Origin of the sequence: Pseudomonas sp. NPDC089743, assembly GCF_044748785.1 — a bacterium.
Lineage (GTDB): Bacteria > Pseudomonadota > Gammaproteobacteria > Pseudomonadales > Pseudomonadaceae > Aquipseudomonas > Aquipseudomonas putida_X.
In genome coordinates this window covers 581,740-597,688 of the sequence record NZ_JBIVGS010000001.1, presented here as the reverse complement: position 1 = coordinate 597,688, position 15,949 = coordinate 581,740, and the positions used below count along the sequence as shown (strand labels likewise).

The window sequence follows — 15,949 nt, the reverse complement described above, 5'->3', positions numbered from 1 at the left end:
CACAGAGTCATGCGCATGTCGTCACACTACATATTCCGGACCGTCGAGCTGGACGACCAGTCCATCCGCACTGCCGTGCGCCCAGGCAAGCCGCACCTGACGCCGCTATTGATCTTCAATGGTATCGGCGCCAACCTGGAGCTGGTTTTCCCGTTCATCGAAGCGCTGGACCCGGACCTCGAAGTCATTGCCTTCGACGTGCCGGGCGTGGGCGGCTCCTCCACCCCTCGCCGCCCCTATCGCTTCCCCGGCCTGGCCAAGCTGACCGCGCGCATGCTCGACTACCTGGACTACGGCCAGGTCAACGCGATCGGGGTATCCTGGGGCGGCGCCCTGGCCCAGCAGTTCGCCCATGACTACCCAGAGCGTTGCAAGAAGCTGGTGCTGGCCGCCACCGCCGCCGGTGCATTCATGGTACCGGGTAAGCCCCGGGTGCTGTGGAACATGGCCAGTCCCCGGCGCTACATCCAGCCCTCGCATGTGATCCGTATCGCGCCGCTGATCTATGGCGGCGCCTTTCGCCGCGACCCCGACCTTGCCATGCACCATGCATCCAAAGTGCGCTCCGGCGGCAAGATGGGCTACTACTGGCAGTTGTTCGCCGGGCTGGGCTGGACCAGCATCCACTGGCTGCACAGGATCCAGCAGCCCACGTTGGTGCTGGCCGGCGACGACGATCCGCTGATCCCACTGATCAACATGCGCTTGCTGGCCTGGCGAATTCCCAATGCCCAGCTACATATTATCGACGACGGTCATTTGTTCCTGATCACCCGGGCCGAAGCCGTCGCCCCGATCATCATGAAGTTCCTCGAGCAAGAACGTCAGCGCGCGGTCATGCACCCCCGCCCGGCCTCCGGCGGCTAGGGTGCTGTTTGCTGTTGTTCTGTCCCGACCGTGGCCTGACGAAGGAGTGCTGCCATGAAAGACAAACCGGCCAAAGGAACGACAACGCTCCCAGCCATCAGCATGAACGCACAGAACGCGATCGTCGGCCTGCGCGGCCGCGACCTGATTTCCACGCTGCGCAATGTTGGCCGGCATGGTTTGCTCAACCCCATGCACACCGCACGCCACCTGCTTGCCCTGAGCGGCCAGCTGGGTCGCGTCATGCTCGGCGACACACCCTACTCGCCAAGCCCGCGGGATGCGCGCTTCAGCGATCCGACATGGAGCCAGAACCCGTTTTACCGCCGTGGCCTGCAGGCCTACCTGGCCTGGCAGAAGCAGACCCGCCTGTGGATAGATGAAAGCCACCTGGACGACGATGACCGGGCCCGGGCGCATTTTCTGTTCAACCAGATCAACGACGCCCTGGCACCGAGCAACTCGTTGCTCAATCCGTTGGCGGTCAAGGAACTGCTCAATACCGGCGGGCAGAGCCTGGTGCGCGGCGTGGCCCACCTGCTCGACGACCTGCGGCACAACGACGGCCTGCCGCGCCAGGTGGACGAGCGGGCCTTCGAAGTGGGCGGCAACCTGGCGGCAACCCCGGGCGCGGTGGTGTTTCGCAACGAGATGCTGGAACTGATCCAGTACAAGCCGATGAGTGAGAAACAGCACGCTCGGCCTTTGCTGGTGGTGCCACCGCAGATCAACAAGTTCTACATCTTCGACATGCAGGCGAACAACAGTTTCGTCCAGTTCATGCTCAAGAACGGTTTGCAGGTGTTCATGGTCAGCTGGCGCAACCCCGACCCGCGCCACCGCGAATGGGGCCTGTCCAGCTATGTAGAGGCGCTTGAAGAAGCACTCAACGCCTGCCGCAGCATCAGCGGCAACCGCGACCCCAACCTGATGGGCGCCTGCGCCGGCGGCCTGACCATGGCCGCGCTGCAGGGCCACCTGCAAGCCAAGCACCAACTGCGCCGGGTGCGCAGCGCCACCTACCTGGTCAGCTTGCTCGACAGCAAGTTCGACAGCCCCGCCAGCCTGTTCGCCGACGAGCAGACCATCGAAGCGGCCAAGCGCCGCTCCTACCAGCGCGGGGTACTGGATGGCAGCGAGGTGGCGCGGATCTTCGCCTGGATGCGGCCCAACGACCTGATCTGGAACTACTGGGTCAACAATTACCTGCTGGGCAAGACGCCGCCTGCTTTCGACATTCTCTACTGGAATGCCGACAGCACGCGGCTACCCGCTGCACTGCATGGCGAACTGTTGGACTTCTTCAAGCTCAACCCGCTCACCCACCCCGCCGGGCTGGAGGTCTGCGGCACGCCTATCGACCTCAAGCAGGTCAACCTCGACAGCTTTACCGTGGCCGGCAGCAACGACCACATCACGCCATGGGATGCCGTGTACCGTTCAGCCTTGTTGCTGGGCGGCGAGCGGCGGTTCGTGCTGGCCAACAGCGGGCACATCCAGAGCATCATCAACCCGCCCGGCAACCCCAAGGCCTATTACCTGGACAACCCCAGGCTATCGAGTGACCCGCGTGCCTGGTTCCACGATGCCAAGCGCAACGACGGCAGCTGGTGGCCCCTGTGGCTGGAGTGGATAACCCCCCGTTCCGGCCCGCTCAAGGCGCCGCGGGTGGAGCTGGGCAACGCGACCTATCCACCGCTGGGCCCCGCGCCAGGCACCTATGTCCTGACCCGATGAGTACAACGACTGGATGAAGACCCGCGACCGTATTCTCGAATGCGCCCTGCAGCTGTTCAACCAGCAGGGCGAGCCCAACGTTTCGACGCTTGAGATTGCCAACGAGCTGGGCATCAGCCCAGGCAACCTGTATTACCACTTCCACGGTAAGGAGCCTTTGATAATCGGCCTGTTCGAGCGCTTCGAAGAAGCGCTGATGCCGCTGCTGGACCCGCCCCTGGAAGTGCGCCTGGATGCCGAGGACTACTGGCTTTTTCTTCACTTGATCGTCGAACGCATGGCCCAGTACCGCTTCCTGTTCCAGGACCTGTCGAACCTGACCGGGCGCCTGCCCAAGCTGGCACGGGGCATGCGCAGCCTGATCAATGCACTTAAACGCACACTGGCGGCACTGCTGGCCAGCCTCAAAGGCCAGGGCCAGGTGGTCAGTGAAACGCAGGCGCTGGGCCAACTGGTGGAGCAGATCACCCTGACGCTCATGTTCTCGCTGGATTACCAGCGGGTACTGGGGCGCGAGGGGGATGTAGGGATCGTGGTGTATCAGGTGATGATGCTGGTGGCGCCGCATCTGCAGGCGCCAGCGCGTGAAGCGGCGGAGCAGTTGGCGGTGCGCTACCTGGAGGAGTAGGGGTACAGATTTCCGGGGGCGCGACTGGCCCCATCGCCGGCAAGCCGCCCCCCAAGTACTGCGCGGGTTTCAAAGCTTGCGCAGTACGTGTGGGGGCCGGCTTGCCGGCGATGACGGCGACGCAGTATCACGCCTCGGTAGCGCTCACCGGTGCCGACGCAGCGCTGCTGGCGGGAGCTGCGCTGGGTGTTGGCGCTGCAGTAGCGGCCGGTGCGGCGCTGGCTGCGGGTGCTGCCGGCTTGGCAGCGGCCGGCTTGGCCGGTGCCTTTTTCACCGCCGGTTTTTTCGCAGCAGCAGGCTTTGCCGCAGGCTTGGCAGCAACGGGTTTGGCTGCAGGTTTCGCCGCGGGTTTGGCCGCAGCAGTCTTGGCCGCCGCCGTTTTTGCTGCAGGCTTGGCAGCTGCCTTGGCCAGCGGTTTGGCTGCAGTCTTGCTGGCTGCAGGCTTGGCTGCAGCGGCGCGCGACGAGATCGGCGTGACCGAAGCCCCGGTCAGTTTCTCGATCTGCTTGGTCAGGCTATCGACCTGCTGGTGCAGGGCCTTGATTTCGTTCCTGCTTGGCACGCCAAGGCGCGAGATAGCGCTGTTCAGGCGTTTGTCGAAGGCTTCTTCGAGCTCGCTCCACTTGCCCAGTGCACGGTCCTTCACGCCAGAAACACGCGAAGTGGTCGAGGCCTTGGCGTTATCGGCCACATCCTCAGCGGTTTTCTTCGCCTGCTTCTCGGCCTTCTCGCCATCTTTGACCAACGAGTCGAACAGCTTCGGGCCGTCCTGGTCGATCTTCGAATAGATACCCAGCCCTGCCAGCCAGATCTTGCGGGAGTACTTCTCGATCCCGCCGACCCAGGAGCTGCCGTCTTTATCGGAATTCTTCTTGCCAGCCATCCTGCTCTCCTTATGGTTTGTGCGCGACGCGCTCGAGCAGCTCATGCAGCTGTTCAAGCTTGATGGACAACGCCTCAACGTCATGTTTAGACGGAATGCCGAGGCGATTCAAGGCGCGACCGACCCGCGCGTCGAAAGCCTTCTCGATCTTGTCGAGTTGTACTTCGACCTTGCCACGTACGCGGCTGACTTCTTCGGCCGCTTCGTCGATCTGGTTGTTGGCGGCATCGAGTTCTTTGTCGATGCGCTTCTTGCCACGCTTCTCGACCCCTTCACCGGCCTTTACCAGCTCCTGAAAGTAGTCCGAACCCTCCTGGCCAACCCGGGCATAAGCGCCGATGCCTGCCAGCCAGATCTTGCGCGCATAGCCGCGCACTTCGCCCAGCGTGCTTTGGGCGTCTTCCTTTTTCTTCACGGTTACTTTAGCCATGTTCTGTACCTCATGCTCACGAGTGGAGAGGAACCGCCCATGGAGGTGGGCTTGAGCATAAGTTAGAGACAGAAATTAGAATCTTCACCCTAAGCAGAGGCAGTACATGACTGCCCGTTGCAACCGCTCTCTATGTTCTGCGCGCTTCGTCCAATGTACCCGGGCGTGCGACGTATTTACCTCACCCGGTAACCTCGCCGCCTCTAGTGTTCGCGCTCATTTGCAAACTGGAGCTCGACTTGCATGGCGGTATCGCCCTCGAACATCACCTATCGGCAGCTGGTGGCCAGCCGCTTCGCCGAACGCCCGACACTACGCCGCCTGCTGGCTGACGAAGGTTTCAGCGTGCTTGCCGACCGCTACCCGTGGATCGTTCGCAACTATCCGCACCTTGAAAGCCTGGAGCGGTTCACCGTACTCAGAGCAGAACCATCCTTGCCGCCAGAGCAGCCGCTGGTGCCACTGCTGCTGGAGCACTACCTGAGCGGCCGCCCCATGGACCTGGGCGCAGGGGATCAACTCAGCATCGCCCCACCGCAGCCCTTCTACCCCCAGGAGCAAGGCGCCAACCCTGCCGACCAGCCCAGAATCACGCTTGATATGGCGATGCTCAACCGCGATTTCGACACAGTGCTCGGCGCCCTGGGCGATGCCTTCGAGCAGGCCCAGATCAGCTTCTGGGCTGGCACCGCCGGCGCTTACGAGCGCTCCAACCTGCGCTGGCTGGCGCATGTGCTGAAAGCTTCACTGCTGAACAACGTGGAACGCCAGGGGCTCAATGCCACCGCCAGAGCCAGGCTCTATCGCCTGCTGTCGAACGGCACCAACACACCGGTCGTCAGCGCCCTGCAGATATCGCTGGGCCTGCCGGGCAACATCCTGTCGTTCACGCTGCCGGACTTTGTACTGTTCTGGCCCGACCTGGTGCTGTGGTGCAGCCCTTCGGGCAGAGTACGCAGCTATAGGGATGCGACCACTTTCGCCAATGCCCTGCGCGATCAGTTGGCCCAAACGTATCGCTTCGACACCTTGCGCTGGGCGCAGCGTCCCTTGCCCGGCGACCCGTTCGAACACCAGGCTACAGCCATGCTCAATGGCATCGTCGAGCGCCTCGGCCTCCTGAGGGTGGCGCCCATCAGCTCTGTAGAGGCGCTGGAACACACGCTCGACACCGTTACCAACCCCGCCGCTGGCATTTCCGGCCAGCCAGTGGTGGATCAAGACCAACCGGCAATCGCCTTACCAGGCTGGCTGGCTTCGGCAGAAGCCAGCGACCGCCTGCTGTACAGCGCCGCCTTGCTGCAGTTGGGCGCCCGCCAGGCGCAGGCAGGCAGCAAAGGGTCACTGGACGATGTCGAAACGCTTCACGCTTATGCCAGGCGACGCCTGCGCGAACAAATGCAACTCGACCACCCCGACCAGCCACTGCCCGACCCCAACGCGCTGATGATAGCGATCTCCGTTGTCGTGCCTGTGTCATCGACAGGGCCAGCCCAGCTGCCTTACCTCAAAAGCATGTCCCTCACCGAACTGGCCATAGAACGCCTGCACACCGCGTCGAACGAAGTGGCATCGGGCCTGACCTACCAAGGGCGCATACCGGAGCAAGCCTGGATCACCCTCGATTACGTTCAGGCCCTGATCGCTGCGGTCGACATCGGCGGCCAGTATCCGCTGCATGTGGCCGCTCAGCTTCAGGCATTCGAGCATGACCCCGGGCAAGTCCAACGCTTTGCCCAGGAATGGCGCAGTAATCTGGCGTTTTCGGCCCTCAAGGCGAAAATTGCCGGCCAGCTTGGCGAGACGGCCTACCGGGCGATTGCCGAATTTTGCCTGGGCAAAGCACTGCCCTCGACGCCATTGACGGTCTCGGCACTGCTGCTGCGACCGTTCGCAGGCGCCCGTAAGGGCGACACCGTGCATGGCATGTTCCTGCTGCATGTCCAGGCCAGCGCCAGCTATGTACTCTACCGCCCGTTTTTTGCCCAACGCCCTTTGATGGAACAGGCCAGCCTGGATGCGCTGATGGCGCTTATCCGCACGGATGTGCAGTTGCAGCAGGACGTGCTCGACTGGATAGACGATGAAAACCGGCCCGTGTATCAGCACGGTGGCTTCATCCGCCCTCACCTGCACCCGGGCCTGTCCAGCCTGGCGCACTGGCTGGGCGGTGGCACCGCGTGGACCGATGACGCGCTGGAGTCGCTGCGTACCCCGGTAACGCTGATGCATGAGCCTTGGCGGGGCGATCTGGACATCAAGGTGCACAACGCCAGGGTGCAGGCACTGTTACTGCTTGCCTCGCGTCAGGCGGTCTCGAACTCGCAACAGCGCTGGGCGCTGGCCAGGCAGCTTGGCTGGATGCTGTTCAACGCCACCACGCCATTGCTGCGCGGCCCGGCAGCGGTCGTGGCCTGGGTGGTGGCTGCAGTGGCTGCATTGAAAGACGATCTGTCGGCACTCACTCAAGGCACACCCGAGGAAAAGGCCCTGGCAGTCACCGACCTGCTGGCGAATGTCGCCATGTTGCTGATCCATGATGTCGGCAGTGTCACCCCAGAACCCCCTGCGGCCCGGCTGCAAGGCCCGCTGCCATGGCTTGAAGGCCTGGAAGCCCGGCCGGCTGCCGCTGCGCCCTGGCGGGAGGCGCCGGACGAAGGCGCCTGGCAATCGCCGGTTCAGCCCCAACGCCACGTCGCGCTGCTGAACTGGGGCGACAACCAACGCCTGGGCAACCTCCCAGCGCCCACCCGACACGCGCTGGGGCAACTGCAGGCCAACATTTCCCTGGACGGGCTCAAGGTGCAGCGCCAAGGCCGGCTTCGCGGGTTGTATACCCTCGATGACCGCTACTTCGTCAACTTGCACGGGGCTGCCTACGAGGTGCAGGAAAGCGAAACAGGCCTGCGAATCATCGGCCCGCCGCAAAACATGGATGAATGGCAAAGCCGGTGGGGTGGCAACCCGGACGGCTACCATATCGTTGGCCGCCAACGCCGCTACGGCCCCTGGCTGACACGCTGGAACGATACCTGGGTACTGGACCTCGCCCTGGCTGGCGGCATGCCCAGAACCCGGCAGCAAGTCGTCGCGCAGAATCAGCAGCAGTTCGACAGCCTGAACCAGGCGGTGGCTACCCACCACGCCGCGCTGAAGAAGATCAAACCGCTGCTGGAGTCGAACCAGCGATTGATGGCCGACTACGATGCCGATGCCAATGCCTTCGGGCACGCCTTGGCCAGGGCAGGGGGCCCGGCAGCCATGGACGAACAGCTGCAGCAACGAAACCAGGCCCTGACTGCCCGGCGCCAGGCCCTTATGCCGCAGATCCGCACGATATCGCTGTGCCTGGAAAAACAGGCGTCATTGCTGCAAACCAGTGCCTCCCTCCTGCGCCAACTGATCGAGCCGCGGTTCGCCAGGCTGGACCGGCACGGCAGCGCCAGGCGCAGCCTGGGTGTACTTTGCGAAACATTCGTCGAGAACGACATACTGTTGCTTCGCCGTCTGCTGGAACAAACGGACCACAACAGCATCGAGCAACGCTCCGTCGGCCTGAGCAAACTGCCCGTGACCGACGAACAAATACAACGCCATGTTTCGCTTCGCCAGGCCATGCAGGACACGCTGGGCATCGTCAACCGCCTGCTCACGGTCAGTGAGCGGCTAGACAACCTCTTGCCGCAGATACTGGATGACCCGCTGATCACCTTCCAGAACAAGGACAAGAAAGCCAGGATCGAAGAGGCCGTGGCGCTGCGCCCCTATTCAACCTTGATCATTCGCGCGCAGAAGCTGAGCGACATGGCAAACCTGTTGCTGGACAAGACGCGCCTGACCGAGCAAGCGGCCGTCGATCTTCTGCCCTTGCAGCAAGCGCTGGACAGCAAGCAGTTCTCACAGACCATCTGGACACATGATGGCATCGCCACGGCAAACCTGCCCCAGGAAGAGCAGGCAGGCTTGCTCGGCGATGCATTACGCGAGTATCAGACCACGCTCGGCAAGGCCCAGTACCTGCAGTCGTTCGATCACCCGGCCATCGACCAGGCCATGCTGCAAGGGTACATCGAGGAATTGTCGACACTGGTGCACATCACTGAAGCGCAGCTTGCCAGTGCCCTGGTGAACGTGGACAGCGGCGCAAGCCCCGCCCCCGCTCCAGTGCTGCACCGTGTACACCCTCGCAAGAACACGGTCATCAGGACGGCGCAAGGTCGCCGGCTGCTGGTCGACCGTGCACAAGGCAGCAACCGAGCGGTGCAACACGACCCCGTCACTCAGCAACCTGCCAGCACGTTCGAACAGCGCGACGGCGAGTGGTATGAGCTGCCGCCGGAGCAGCCTTCGGTGGCCCTCAACACCTCCGAACTGCGCCAACGCGCCACCAGCCTGCTCGCCAGCCGTGACGAGCGCATCGCCAAGGCCGCACGTCACATCAACGAGCCGAATGCCCTGTCCAACCTCATGGACTGGCATATCGAAGACATGCTTGAGATCGCCGTCAAACTCAAGGCCATCAAGGGCGACCCCCGGCTAGCCGCATTGAGCAGCGAACTGCAGGAAGCGATAACCTACGTGCGGGCAGAGAAACAACGGCTGCTGACCCAGTCCTACCTCACCACGCAACACCCCGATGCCGCTGCATTGCGCTACCTGCATGAACGGCAGCGCCTGCAGATCACGCCAACGGTGGCGAGAAAACCGACGCGCCGTGCGAGTGACTTCCTGGACGTGTATGAAATCCGAGACACCCATGCGCCCGCCAAAGTGCTGTGGGAGGCGCACTTTCATTACCGCAGCCAGCAGGCCAGCGCCCGCGACTTCGCCAAGGGCCACTTGAAATTCTGGGAGCCCCGGAGCCTGGAGCGAGAGGAACAACTCAAGCACGCCACCACCGCCGAACGGATCAAGATCTACCGCGGCGATCTGAAGCTCGAAGATGTGGTCGGCATCGTACCGTTTCCGGCCGATTGAGCGTGCCACGGGCCGACCTCGGTCGGCCCGTCAGGCTCAGGCCAGCGCCTTGTCCAGCGCCCGCTCGATTTCACCCTTGATGGTGCCGCTCATCATCGACAGCATCATGCCCAGTTTCAGGTCCACACGGATGCTGTCTTCGCCAATGTGCACACTGCCGTTGGCGCCGCTGCGGGCGACATCCACCCGGTCACCGTTCCAGGTGGCCTTGAGGTCGTATTCACGGCTCAGTTTTTCCACCAGCGTTTGAGCCTTGGCACGGGCCGCCTCGCGACCGAGGGTGTGTTTGCGTTCGACGCTGATCTGAGTCATACGGGTGTTCCTGGATATGAAGACATAATCGGCATTATGCCCGCCCCCGCCGCACGGTACACCCTGCCAAGACAAATGCGCCCATTCGCCCTAGAATGGCGATAATTTTTTCCGGTGAAGCGATATGAACGACCAGCGCAAAGGCGAACACGCCGAACCCACCACCCATTTCGGTTACCAGGATGTGCCCGAGAGCCAGAAAGCGAAGAAAGTCGCCGAAGTGTTCCACTCGGTGGCTGCCAAGTACGACCTGATGAACGATGTGCTTTCCGGCGGCATGCACCGCCTGTGGAAGCGCTTCACCATCGAGCTGTCAGGTGTGCGTAGCGGCAATCGGGTGCTGGACATCGCCGGCGGCACGGGTGATCTGGCTGCCAAGTTTTCGCGCCTGGTCGGCCCTACCGGCCAGGTGGTGCTCGCCGACATCAACGACTCGATGCTCAAGGTCGGGCGCGACCGCCTGCTCGACCGCGGTGTTGCCGGCAACATCGAGTTCGTCCAGGCCGACGCCGAGAAGCTGCCATTCCCGGACAACCACTTCGACTGTGTGACCATCGCCTTCGGCCTGCGCAACGTCACCCACAAAGACGAGGCCATCCGCTCGATGCTGCGTGTGCTCAAGCCGGGCGGGCGCCTGTTGATCCTGGAGTTCTCCAAGCCGACCAACAAACTGATGTCCAAGGCCTACGACGCCTACTCGTTCGCCTTCATGCCCCTGGCCGGCAAGCTGATCACCAATGACTCCGAGAGCTATCGCTACCTCGCCGAGTCGATCCGCATGCACCCCGACCAGGAAACCCTCAAGGCCATGATGGTCGATGCCGGTTTCGACCGGGTCACCTACCACAACATGACCAGCGGCATCGTCGCCGTGCACCGGGGAATCAAGCCCTGATGTTGCTGGCAGGGCTGCTCGCCAGCGTCGAACATGGCCTGAACCGCGTCCTGCGCATGGACAGCACGGCATTGCCGCGGCTGGGTGCGCTGGAAGGCAAGGTCATCGAAATCGATTGTCGCCAGCCGGCCCTGCAAGTGTTCATCCTGCCCGATGAACAGGGCCTGATGCTTGCCGCACACTGGCAAGGCGAGGTCGACTGCAGCCTGCGCGCGCCGGCCGGTAGCCTGCTGCAACTGGCCGTGGCCAAGGACAAGACCGCTGTGCTGCATAGCCCTCAGGTCGAACTGCATGGCGACACTGCCGTGCTGCTCGACCTGTTCGGCATACTGCAGGACCTGGAACTGGACTGGGAGCACGAACTGCAGCGCTGGCTCGGCCCGGTCGCCACTTCGCTGCTCGCCGGCCACGTGCGCCTGCGTGCACGCTGGACCCGCCAAGGGCTGGCACGCTTCAGCCAGAACCTGTCCGAGTACCTGGCCGAAGAGTCGCGCACCCTGGTAGGCAAGCGCGAAGCTGAAGCTGCCTTCATCGAGCTAGACACCCTGAAGGTCGATACAGAACGCCTCGAGGCGCGCCTGCAGCGCCTCTCCCGATCCCTTGATACCAGCGATAACGCATGAAGCTGCTCGCCGTCCGTCGTCTCTTTCGCATCCAGCGCGTGGTGATCCGCTACCGCCTCGATGACTTGCTCTTCGACCTACCGCTGCCGTGGTGGCTGCGCAGCCTGCGCCTGCTGATGCCGTGGCGTTGGTTGCCTCGCGGGCACTCCGAACTCAGCCGGGGGGCCCGTCTGCGCCTGGCGCTCCAGGACCTGGGGCCGATATTCATCAAATTCGGCCAGTTGCTGTCCACCCGCCGCGACCTGCTGCCCACCGACATCGCCGATGAGCTGATGCTGCTGCAGGACCGTGTACCCCCGTTCGACCCGAAACAGGCCGTGGCGCTTATCGAAAGCCAGCTTGGCGCCAAGGTGGGTGAAGTGTTCAGCCGCTTCGACGTCGAACCGCTGGCCTCCGCCTCGGTGGCCCAGGTGCATGCCGCGCGCCTGAAGACCGGCGAGGAAGTGGTGGTCAAGGTCGTGCGCCCTGGCCTCAAGCCGGTGATCGCCCAGGACCTTGCCTGGCTATTCCTGATCGCCAAGGGCGCCGAGCGGGCTTCGGCCGATGCCCGTCGCCTGCACCCGGTGGAAATCGTCGGCGACTACGAAAAAACCATCTACGACGAGCTCGACCTGCTCCGCGAGGCGGCCAATGCCAGCCAGCTGCGGCGCAACTTCGAAGGCTCGGAGCTGATGTACGTGCCCCAGGTCTACTGGGACCTGTGCCGCCCCAAGGTGCTGGTGATGGAGCGCATCTACGGCGTGCCAGTGACCGACATGGCCACCCTGGCAGACCAGCGCACCGACATGAAACTGCTGGCCGAGCGCGGTGTGGAGGTGTTTTTCACCCAGGTGTTCCGCCACAGTTTCTTCCATGCCGACATGCACCCCGGCAATATCTTCGTCAGCACCGTCAAACCGTGGAGCCCTCAGTACATCGCCATCGACTGCGGTATCGTCGGCAGCCTCACCGCCGAAGACCAGGACTACCTGGCGCGCAACCTGATCGCCTTCTTCAAGCGCGACTACCGCCGCGTCGCCGAGCTGCACATCGACTCGGGCTGGGTACCGGCGCATACCAAGGCCAATGAATTCGAAGCGGCCATCCGTACCGTGTGCGAGCCGATCTTCGAAAAACCGCTCAAGGACATTTCCTTCGGCCAAGTACTGATGCGCCTGTTCCAGACAGCCCGGCGCTTCAACATGGAAGTCCAGCCGCAGTTGGTGTTGCTGCAGAAGACGCTGCTCAACATCGAGGGCCTGGGCCGCCAGCTGTACCCTGACCTTGACCTGTGGAGCACCGCCAAACCGTTCTTGGAACGCTGGATGCGCGAGCGCTACAGCCCCAAGGCCATGTTCGGCAACCTGTACAGCCAGGCCGAACAGCTGCCGCACCTGGCCGGCATGACCCGCGACCTGCTCGAACGTCTTTCCCAGCCGCACCTGCACGACCCGCAGCTGCCCGAGCGGCGTCGCCAGGGCGACCGCTGGGCGCTGCGCCTGCTCGGTGCCGGCCTGCTGGGCGGCGGTGCGGTGCTGGCCGCAGGCGCCGCCGAGGCCGCCAGCCTGGCCGCCCCGGCCGCCTGGCCGGCGTGGCTGATGCTGGCAGCCGGCCTTTACCTGATCGTGCGCCAATAGCCAGCCGCGCTGCTGGCTGGCACACTAGCGCAAAGGGCCCGGCACAGAAGCGGGCCCGGTTTTGGAGTCGACGATGAAAGAGTGGCTGGACGAGATCAAGTGGAACAGCGATGGCCTGGTACCGGCGATCGCTCAGGACCACAAGACCGGACGCGTACTGATGATGGCCTGGATGAACCGCGAATCGCTGGTACTCACTGCCGCCGAGCAACGCGCCATCTACTGGTCGCGCTCGCGTGGCAAGCTATGGCGCAAGGGCGAGGAATCGGGGCATGTGCAGAAGCTGCACGAAATGCGCCTGGACTGTGATGCCGACGTGATCATCCTGATGGTCGAGCAACTGGGCCATATCGCCTGCCATACCGGCCGTGAAAGCTGCTTCTACCGCGTCTTCGAAGACGGCCAGTGGAAAACCGTCGATCCGGTGTTGAAAGACCCGGATGCCATCTACAACGCAGGACACTGACATGAGCGACACCCTCAACCGCCTGGCCGAAGTGCTCGAAGAACGCAAGCAAGCGGCCCCCGACAGCTCCTACGTCGCCAGCCTGTACCACAAGGGCCTGAACAAGATTCTCGAAAAGCTCGGCGAAGAGTCGGTCGAGACCATCATTGCTGCCAAGGACGCTGCGGTCAGCAAGGATTACAGTGATGTCATCTATGAAACCGCCGACCTGTGGTTTCATAGCCTGGTCATGCTCAGTGCATTGGGCCAGCATCCACAAGCAGTGCTCGATGAGCTGGAGCGCCGCTTCGGCCTGTCCGGGCACGATGAAAAGGCCGCTCGCGGGCCTTCGGCCTGACTCAATAGCATTCTAGGAGAGCACCATGGGTATTTTTGACTGGAAACACTGGATCGTCCTGCTGGTCGTCGTCGTCCTGGTGTTCGGCACCAAGAAGCTGAAGAACTTCGGCAGTGACCTTGGCGAATCGATCAAGGGCTTCCGCAAAGCCATGAACGAAGAAGAAAGCAAACCCGCCGAGCAGACCCCACCGCCTGCCCAGCCGGTACCGCCCGTGCAGAACACCGCACAACAACCACAGGGCCAGACCATCGAGGGCCAGGCCCAGCCGGTCCAAGAGCCGCAGCGGAAAGACTGAGCCATGTTCGGCATGAGTTTCAGCGAGTTACTGCTCGTCGGCCTGGTAGCGCTGCTGGTGCTCGGCCCCGAGCGCCTGCCCGGTGCCGCGCGTACTGCAGGGCTGTGGATCGGCCGGCTCAAGCGAAGCTTCAATTCGATCAAGATGGAAGTCGAGCGCGAAATTGGCGCCGATGACATCCGCCGCCAGTTGCACAACGAGCACATCATGCAGATGGAACAGGAAGCCAAGCGCATCCTCAACCCGCTGACGCCGCCTGCCCCGCCACCCGCTGCAGGGGCCACCGAGCAGCCCGTTGCCACGCCAACGTCGGCACCGGTAGCGCCTGCCCCTGCACCTGGGCAGCCCGAACAGTCTCAACCGCCGCGAACCCCATGAGCGAAAAACCGCAAGACGACCAGCCCATGCCGCTGGTCTCGCACCTGACCGAACTGCGCACCCGCCTGCTGCGCTGCGTGGCTGCCATCTTCCTGATCTTTGCCGGGTTGTTCTCCTTTGCCCAGCAGATCTACACCTTGGTCTCGGCACCACTGCGCGAACACCTGCCGGCCAACGCAACGATGATCGCCACCGACGTGGCCTCGCCGTTCTTGACGCCGTTCAAGCTGACCATGATCGTTTCGCTGTTCCTGGCGATCCCGTTCATCCTGCAGCAGATCTGGGGTTTCATCGCCCCGGGCCTGTATCGCCACGAGAAGCGCATCGCCATCCCCCTGCTGGTGTCGAGCATCTTCCTGTTCTACGCCGGCATGGCCTTCGCCTACTTCCTGGTGTTCCCGCTGATCTTCGGCTTCTTCGCCAGCGCCACGCCGGAAGGCGTGTCGATGATGACCGACATTTCCAGCTATCTGGACTTCGTCATGACGTTGTTCTTCGCCTTCGGCGTTGCCTTCGAGATCCCGGTCGCGGTGGTGCTGCTGGTGTGGATCGGCGTGGTCGACGTGCAATACCTGAAGAAAATCCGCCCCTACGTGATCATCGGCTGTTTCGTGGTCGGCATGATCCTGACCCCGCCCGACATCTTCTCGCAGACCTTGCTCGCCGTGCCGATGTGGCTGCTGTTCGAGATCGGCGTGCTGTGCGGCAGCCTGATCCGCAAGCGCAGCCATGCCGAAGACGAAGCGGCAAACGACCATAACGACCAGCCGCCAGCGACCCAGCCGTGAATCTTTTGCTTCTAGAAGAGGCCGACTTCGTGTCGGCCGACCGCGTCGTCCTTGCCGATCGGCGCTTCACCCATATGCAGGAAATTCACCGCGTGGTGGTCGGCGACAGCCTGCGCGTAGGCCGCATCAATGGCCTGATGGGCACCGCTACCGTGGTACGCCTGGCACAGCACGAAGCCGAGCTTGAAGTCGGCTTCGACCAGCCGCCGCCGGCCAAGCTGCCGCTGACGCTGGTGCTTGCCGTGCCGCGGCCGAAAATGCTGCGCCGGCTGTTCCAGACCGTCGCCACGCTGGGCGTACAGCGGTTGATCCTGGTCAACAGCTACAAGGTCGAGAAAAGCTTCTGGCAGACGCCGTTCCTGAGCCCCGAGAGCATCCGCGACAACCTGATACTGGGCCTGGAACAGGCCCGCGACACGGTGCTGCCCGAGGTGCTCATCGAAAAACGCTTCAAACCGTTCGTCGAAGACCGCCTGCCCGCGATCGCCGACGGCACCTTAGGCCTGGTCGGCCACCCCGGCCCCTACCCCGCCTGCCCGCGCGCCGTCGAAGGCCCGGTAACACTGGCCATTGGCCCCGAAGGTGGCTGGATCCCGTACGAAGTCGAGCTGCTGGGCAAGGCAGGGCTCGCGCCAGTACAGCTCGGTGACCGCATCCTGCGTGTGGAAACCGCCGTAACAGCCTTGCTCTCAAGGATTTTCTGACAAACGGGTC

16 protein-coding genes are annotated in these 15,949 nt (G+C 63.2%); 13 read left to right on the top strand and 3 right to left on the bottom strand.

What is annotated here, in order from left to right:
* The first annotated feature begins 15 nt into the window (after nucleotides 1-15).
* The 3 genes from phaZ to ACIPZC_RS02775 are packed head-to-tail and all read left to right on the top strand — an operon-like array spanning nucleotide 16 to nucleotide 3,232.
* Complete coding sequence (phaZ, locus tag ACIPZC_RS02785; RefSeq protein WP_241804081.1) at nucleotides 16-867, top strand: poly(3-hydroxyalkanoate) depolymerase; 852 nt, start codon at nucleotides 16-18, stop codon at nucleotides 865-867.
* A gap of 54 nt (nucleotides 868-921) precedes the next feature.
* A complete protein-coding gene (gene phaC, locus ACIPZC_RS02780) occupies nucleotides 922-2,604 on the top strand; it encodes a class II poly(R)-hydroxyalkanoic acid synthase (protein ID WP_241804082.1) in 1,683 nt (560 codons plus the stop codon).
* A gap of 13 nt (nucleotides 2,605-2,617) precedes the next feature.
* Nucleotides 2,618-3,232 carry a TetR/AcrR family transcriptional regulator gene (locus tag ACIPZC_RS02775; RefSeq protein ID WP_267820484.1) on the top strand — a complete coding sequence of 205 codons (615 nt, stop codon included), beginning with the start codon at nucleotides 2,618-2,620 and terminating at the stop codon, nucleotides 3,230-3,232.
* A gap of 127 nt (nucleotides 3,233-3,359) precedes the next feature.
* On the opposite strand, the gene ACIPZC_RS02770 is transcribed toward ACIPZC_RS02775, so the two are convergent.
* Together ACIPZC_RS02770 and ACIPZC_RS02765 are read right to left on the bottom strand one after the other, a co-directional pair.
* A complete protein-coding gene (locus tag ACIPZC_RS02770; protein WP_400624687.1) occupies nucleotides 3,360-4,115 on the bottom strand; it encodes a phasin family protein in 756 nt (251 codons plus the stop codon).
* Between the two features lie 10 nt (nucleotides 4,116-4,125).
* Nucleotides 4,126-4,545 carry a phasin family protein gene (locus ACIPZC_RS02765; RefSeq protein WP_241804085.1) on the bottom strand — a complete coding sequence of 140 codons (420 nt, stop codon included), beginning with the start codon at nucleotides 4,543-4,545 and terminating at the stop codon, nucleotides 4,126-4,128.
* 243 nt (nucleotides 4,546-4,788) lie between these two features.
* Between ACIPZC_RS02765 and ACIPZC_RS02760 the strand changes: the two genes are divergently transcribed.
* A complete protein-coding gene (locus ACIPZC_RS02760) occupies nucleotides 4,789-9,522 on the top strand; it encodes a dermonecrotic toxin domain-containing protein (protein WP_400624685.1) in 4,734 nt (1,577 codons plus the stop codon).
* A gap of 36 nt (nucleotides 9,523-9,558) precedes the next feature.
* Here the strand turns inward: ACIPZC_RS02760 and ACIPZC_RS02755 are convergent, their stop codons facing one another.
* Complete coding sequence (locus ACIPZC_RS02755; protein WP_241804087.1) at nucleotides 9,559-9,834, bottom strand: polyhydroxyalkanoic acid system family protein; 276 nt, start codon at nucleotides 9,832-9,834, stop codon at nucleotides 9,559-9,561.
* 124 nt (nucleotides 9,835-9,958) lie between these two features.
* Here ACIPZC_RS02755 and ubiE point away from each other — a divergent pair, with 124 nt between their 5' ends.
* The 9 genes from ubiE (at nucleotide 9,959) to ACIPZC_RS02710 (ending at nucleotide 15,939) form a co-directional block, all read left to right on the top strand.
* Nucleotides 9,959-10,729: a bifunctional demethylmenaquinone methyltransferase/2-methoxy-6-polyprenyl-1,4-benzoquinol methylase UbiE gene (gene ubiE / locus ACIPZC_RS02750; protein WP_012312396.1), complete on the top strand. Its 771-nt coding sequence runs from the start codon at nucleotides 9,959-9,961 to the stop codon at nucleotides 10,727-10,729.
* Nucleotides 10,729-11,352, top strand: a complete 624-nt coding sequence (locus ACIPZC_RS02745) for an SCP2 domain-containing protein (RefSeq protein ID WP_400624682.1) — start codon at nucleotides 10,729-10,731, stop codon at nucleotides 11,350-11,352. The genes ubiE and ACIPZC_RS02745 overlap by 1 nt, the downstream gene beginning before the upstream one ends.
* Complete coding sequence (ubiB, locus tag ACIPZC_RS02740; protein WP_241804089.1) at nucleotides 11,349-12,968, top strand: ubiquinone biosynthesis regulatory protein kinase UbiB; 1,620 nt, start codon at nucleotides 11,349-11,351, stop codon at nucleotides 12,966-12,968. The genes ACIPZC_RS02745 and ubiB overlap by 4 nt, the downstream gene beginning before the upstream one ends.
* Before the next feature lie 73 nt (nucleotides 12,969-13,041).
* Nucleotides 13,042-13,434 carry a phosphoribosyl-AMP cyclohydrolase gene (hisI, locus tag ACIPZC_RS02735; RefSeq protein ID WP_400624680.1) on the top strand — a complete coding sequence of 131 codons (393 nt, stop codon included), beginning with the start codon at nucleotides 13,042-13,044 and terminating at the stop codon, nucleotides 13,432-13,434.
* Nucleotide 13,435: 1 nt separating this feature from the next.
* Nucleotides 13,436-13,771, top strand: coding sequence for a phosphoribosyl-ATP diphosphatase (locus ACIPZC_RS02730; RefSeq protein ID WP_241804091.1), 336 nt, complete (start codon nucleotides 13,436-13,438; stop codon nucleotides 13,769-13,771).
* Between the two features lie 25 nt (nucleotides 13,772-13,796).
* A complete protein-coding gene (locus ACIPZC_RS02725; protein WP_241804092.1) occupies nucleotides 13,797-14,069 on the top strand; it encodes a twin-arginine translocase TatA/TatE family subunit in 273 nt (90 codons plus the stop codon).
* Nucleotides 14,070-14,072: 3 nt separating this feature from the next.
* On the top strand, nucleotides 14,073-14,447 hold the full coding sequence (tatB, locus tag ACIPZC_RS02720; protein ID WP_400624677.1) for a Sec-independent protein translocase protein TatB: 375 nt from the start codon (nucleotides 14,073-14,075) through the stop codon (nucleotides 14,445-14,447).
* Nucleotides 14,444-15,235 (top strand): twin-arginine translocase subunit TatC, encoded by a 792-nt coding sequence (tatC, locus tag ACIPZC_RS02715; protein ID WP_241804094.1) that lies wholly within the window; start codon nucleotides 14,444-14,446, stop codon nucleotides 15,233-15,235. The genes tatB and tatC overlap by 4 nt, the downstream gene beginning before the upstream one ends.
* Nucleotides 15,232-15,939, top strand: coding sequence for a 16S rRNA (uracil(1498)-N(3))-methyltransferase (locus ACIPZC_RS02710; RefSeq protein ID WP_400624674.1), 708 nt, complete (start codon nucleotides 15,232-15,234; stop codon nucleotides 15,937-15,939). Before tatC ends, ACIPZC_RS02710 begins: the two co-directional genes overlap by 4 nt.
* The last annotated feature ends 10 nt before the right edge of the window (nucleotides 15,940-15,949 follow it).

What these genes read in the sequence shown, in the direction of transcription:
- ubiB (WP_241804089.1), top strand. Translation starts at nt 11,349, where the DNA reads ATGAAGCTGCTCGCCGTCCGTCGTCTCTTTCGCATCCAGCGCGTGGTG.
- phaZ (WP_241804081.1), top strand. Translation starts at nt 16, where the DNA reads ATGTCGTCACACTACATATTCCGGACCGTCGAGCTGGACGACCAGTCC.
- ACIPZC_RS02730 (WP_241804091.1), top strand. Translation starts at nt 13,436, where the DNA reads ATGAGCGACACCCTCAACCGCCTGGCCGAAGTGCTCGAAGAACGCAAG.
- phaC (WP_241804082.1), top strand. Translation starts at nt 922, where the DNA reads ATGAAAGACAAACCGGCCAAAGGAACGACAACGCTCCCAGCCATCAGC.
- ubiE (WP_012312396.1), top strand. Translation starts at nt 9,959, where the DNA reads ATGAACGACCAGCGCAAAGGCGAACACGCCGAACCCACCACCCATTTC.
- ACIPZC_RS02770 (WP_400624687.1), bottom strand. Translation starts at nt 4,115, where the DNA reads ATGGCTGGCAAGAAGAATTCCGATAAAGACGGCAGCTCCTGGGTCGGC.
- ACIPZC_RS02755 (WP_241804087.1), bottom strand. Translation starts at nt 9,834, where the DNA reads ATGACTCAGATCAGCGTCGAACGCAAACACACCCTCGGTCGCGAGGCG.
- ACIPZC_RS02775 (WP_267820484.1), top strand. Translation starts at nt 2,618, where the DNA reads ATGAAGACCCGCGACCGTATTCTCGAATGCGCCCTGCAGCTGTTCAAC.
- ACIPZC_RS02725 (WP_241804092.1), top strand. Translation starts at nt 13,797, where the DNA reads ATGGGTATTTTTGACTGGAAACACTGGATCGTCCTGCTGGTCGTCGTC.
- hisI (WP_400624680.1), top strand. Translation starts at nt 13,042, where the DNA reads ATGAAAGAGTGGCTGGACGAGATCAAGTGGAACAGCGATGGCCTGGTA.
- tatB (WP_400624677.1), top strand. Translation starts at nt 14,073, where the DNA reads ATGTTCGGCATGAGTTTCAGCGAGTTACTGCTCGTCGGCCTGGTAGCG.
- ACIPZC_RS02765 (WP_241804085.1), bottom strand. Translation starts at nt 4,545, where the DNA reads ATGGCTAAAGTAACCGTGAAGAAAAAGGAAGACGCCCAAAGCACGCTG.
- ACIPZC_RS02745 (WP_400624682.1), top strand. Translation starts at nt 10,729, where the DNA reads ATGTTGCTGGCAGGGCTGCTCGCCAGCGTCGAACATGGCCTGAACCGC.
- ACIPZC_RS02760 (WP_400624685.1), top strand. Translation starts at nt 4,789, where the DNA reads ATGGCGGTATCGCCCTCGAACATCACCTATCGGCAGCTGGTGGCCAGC.
- tatC (WP_241804094.1), top strand. Translation starts at nt 14,444, where the DNA reads ATGAGCGAAAAACCGCAAGACGACCAGCCCATGCCGCTGGTCTCGCAC.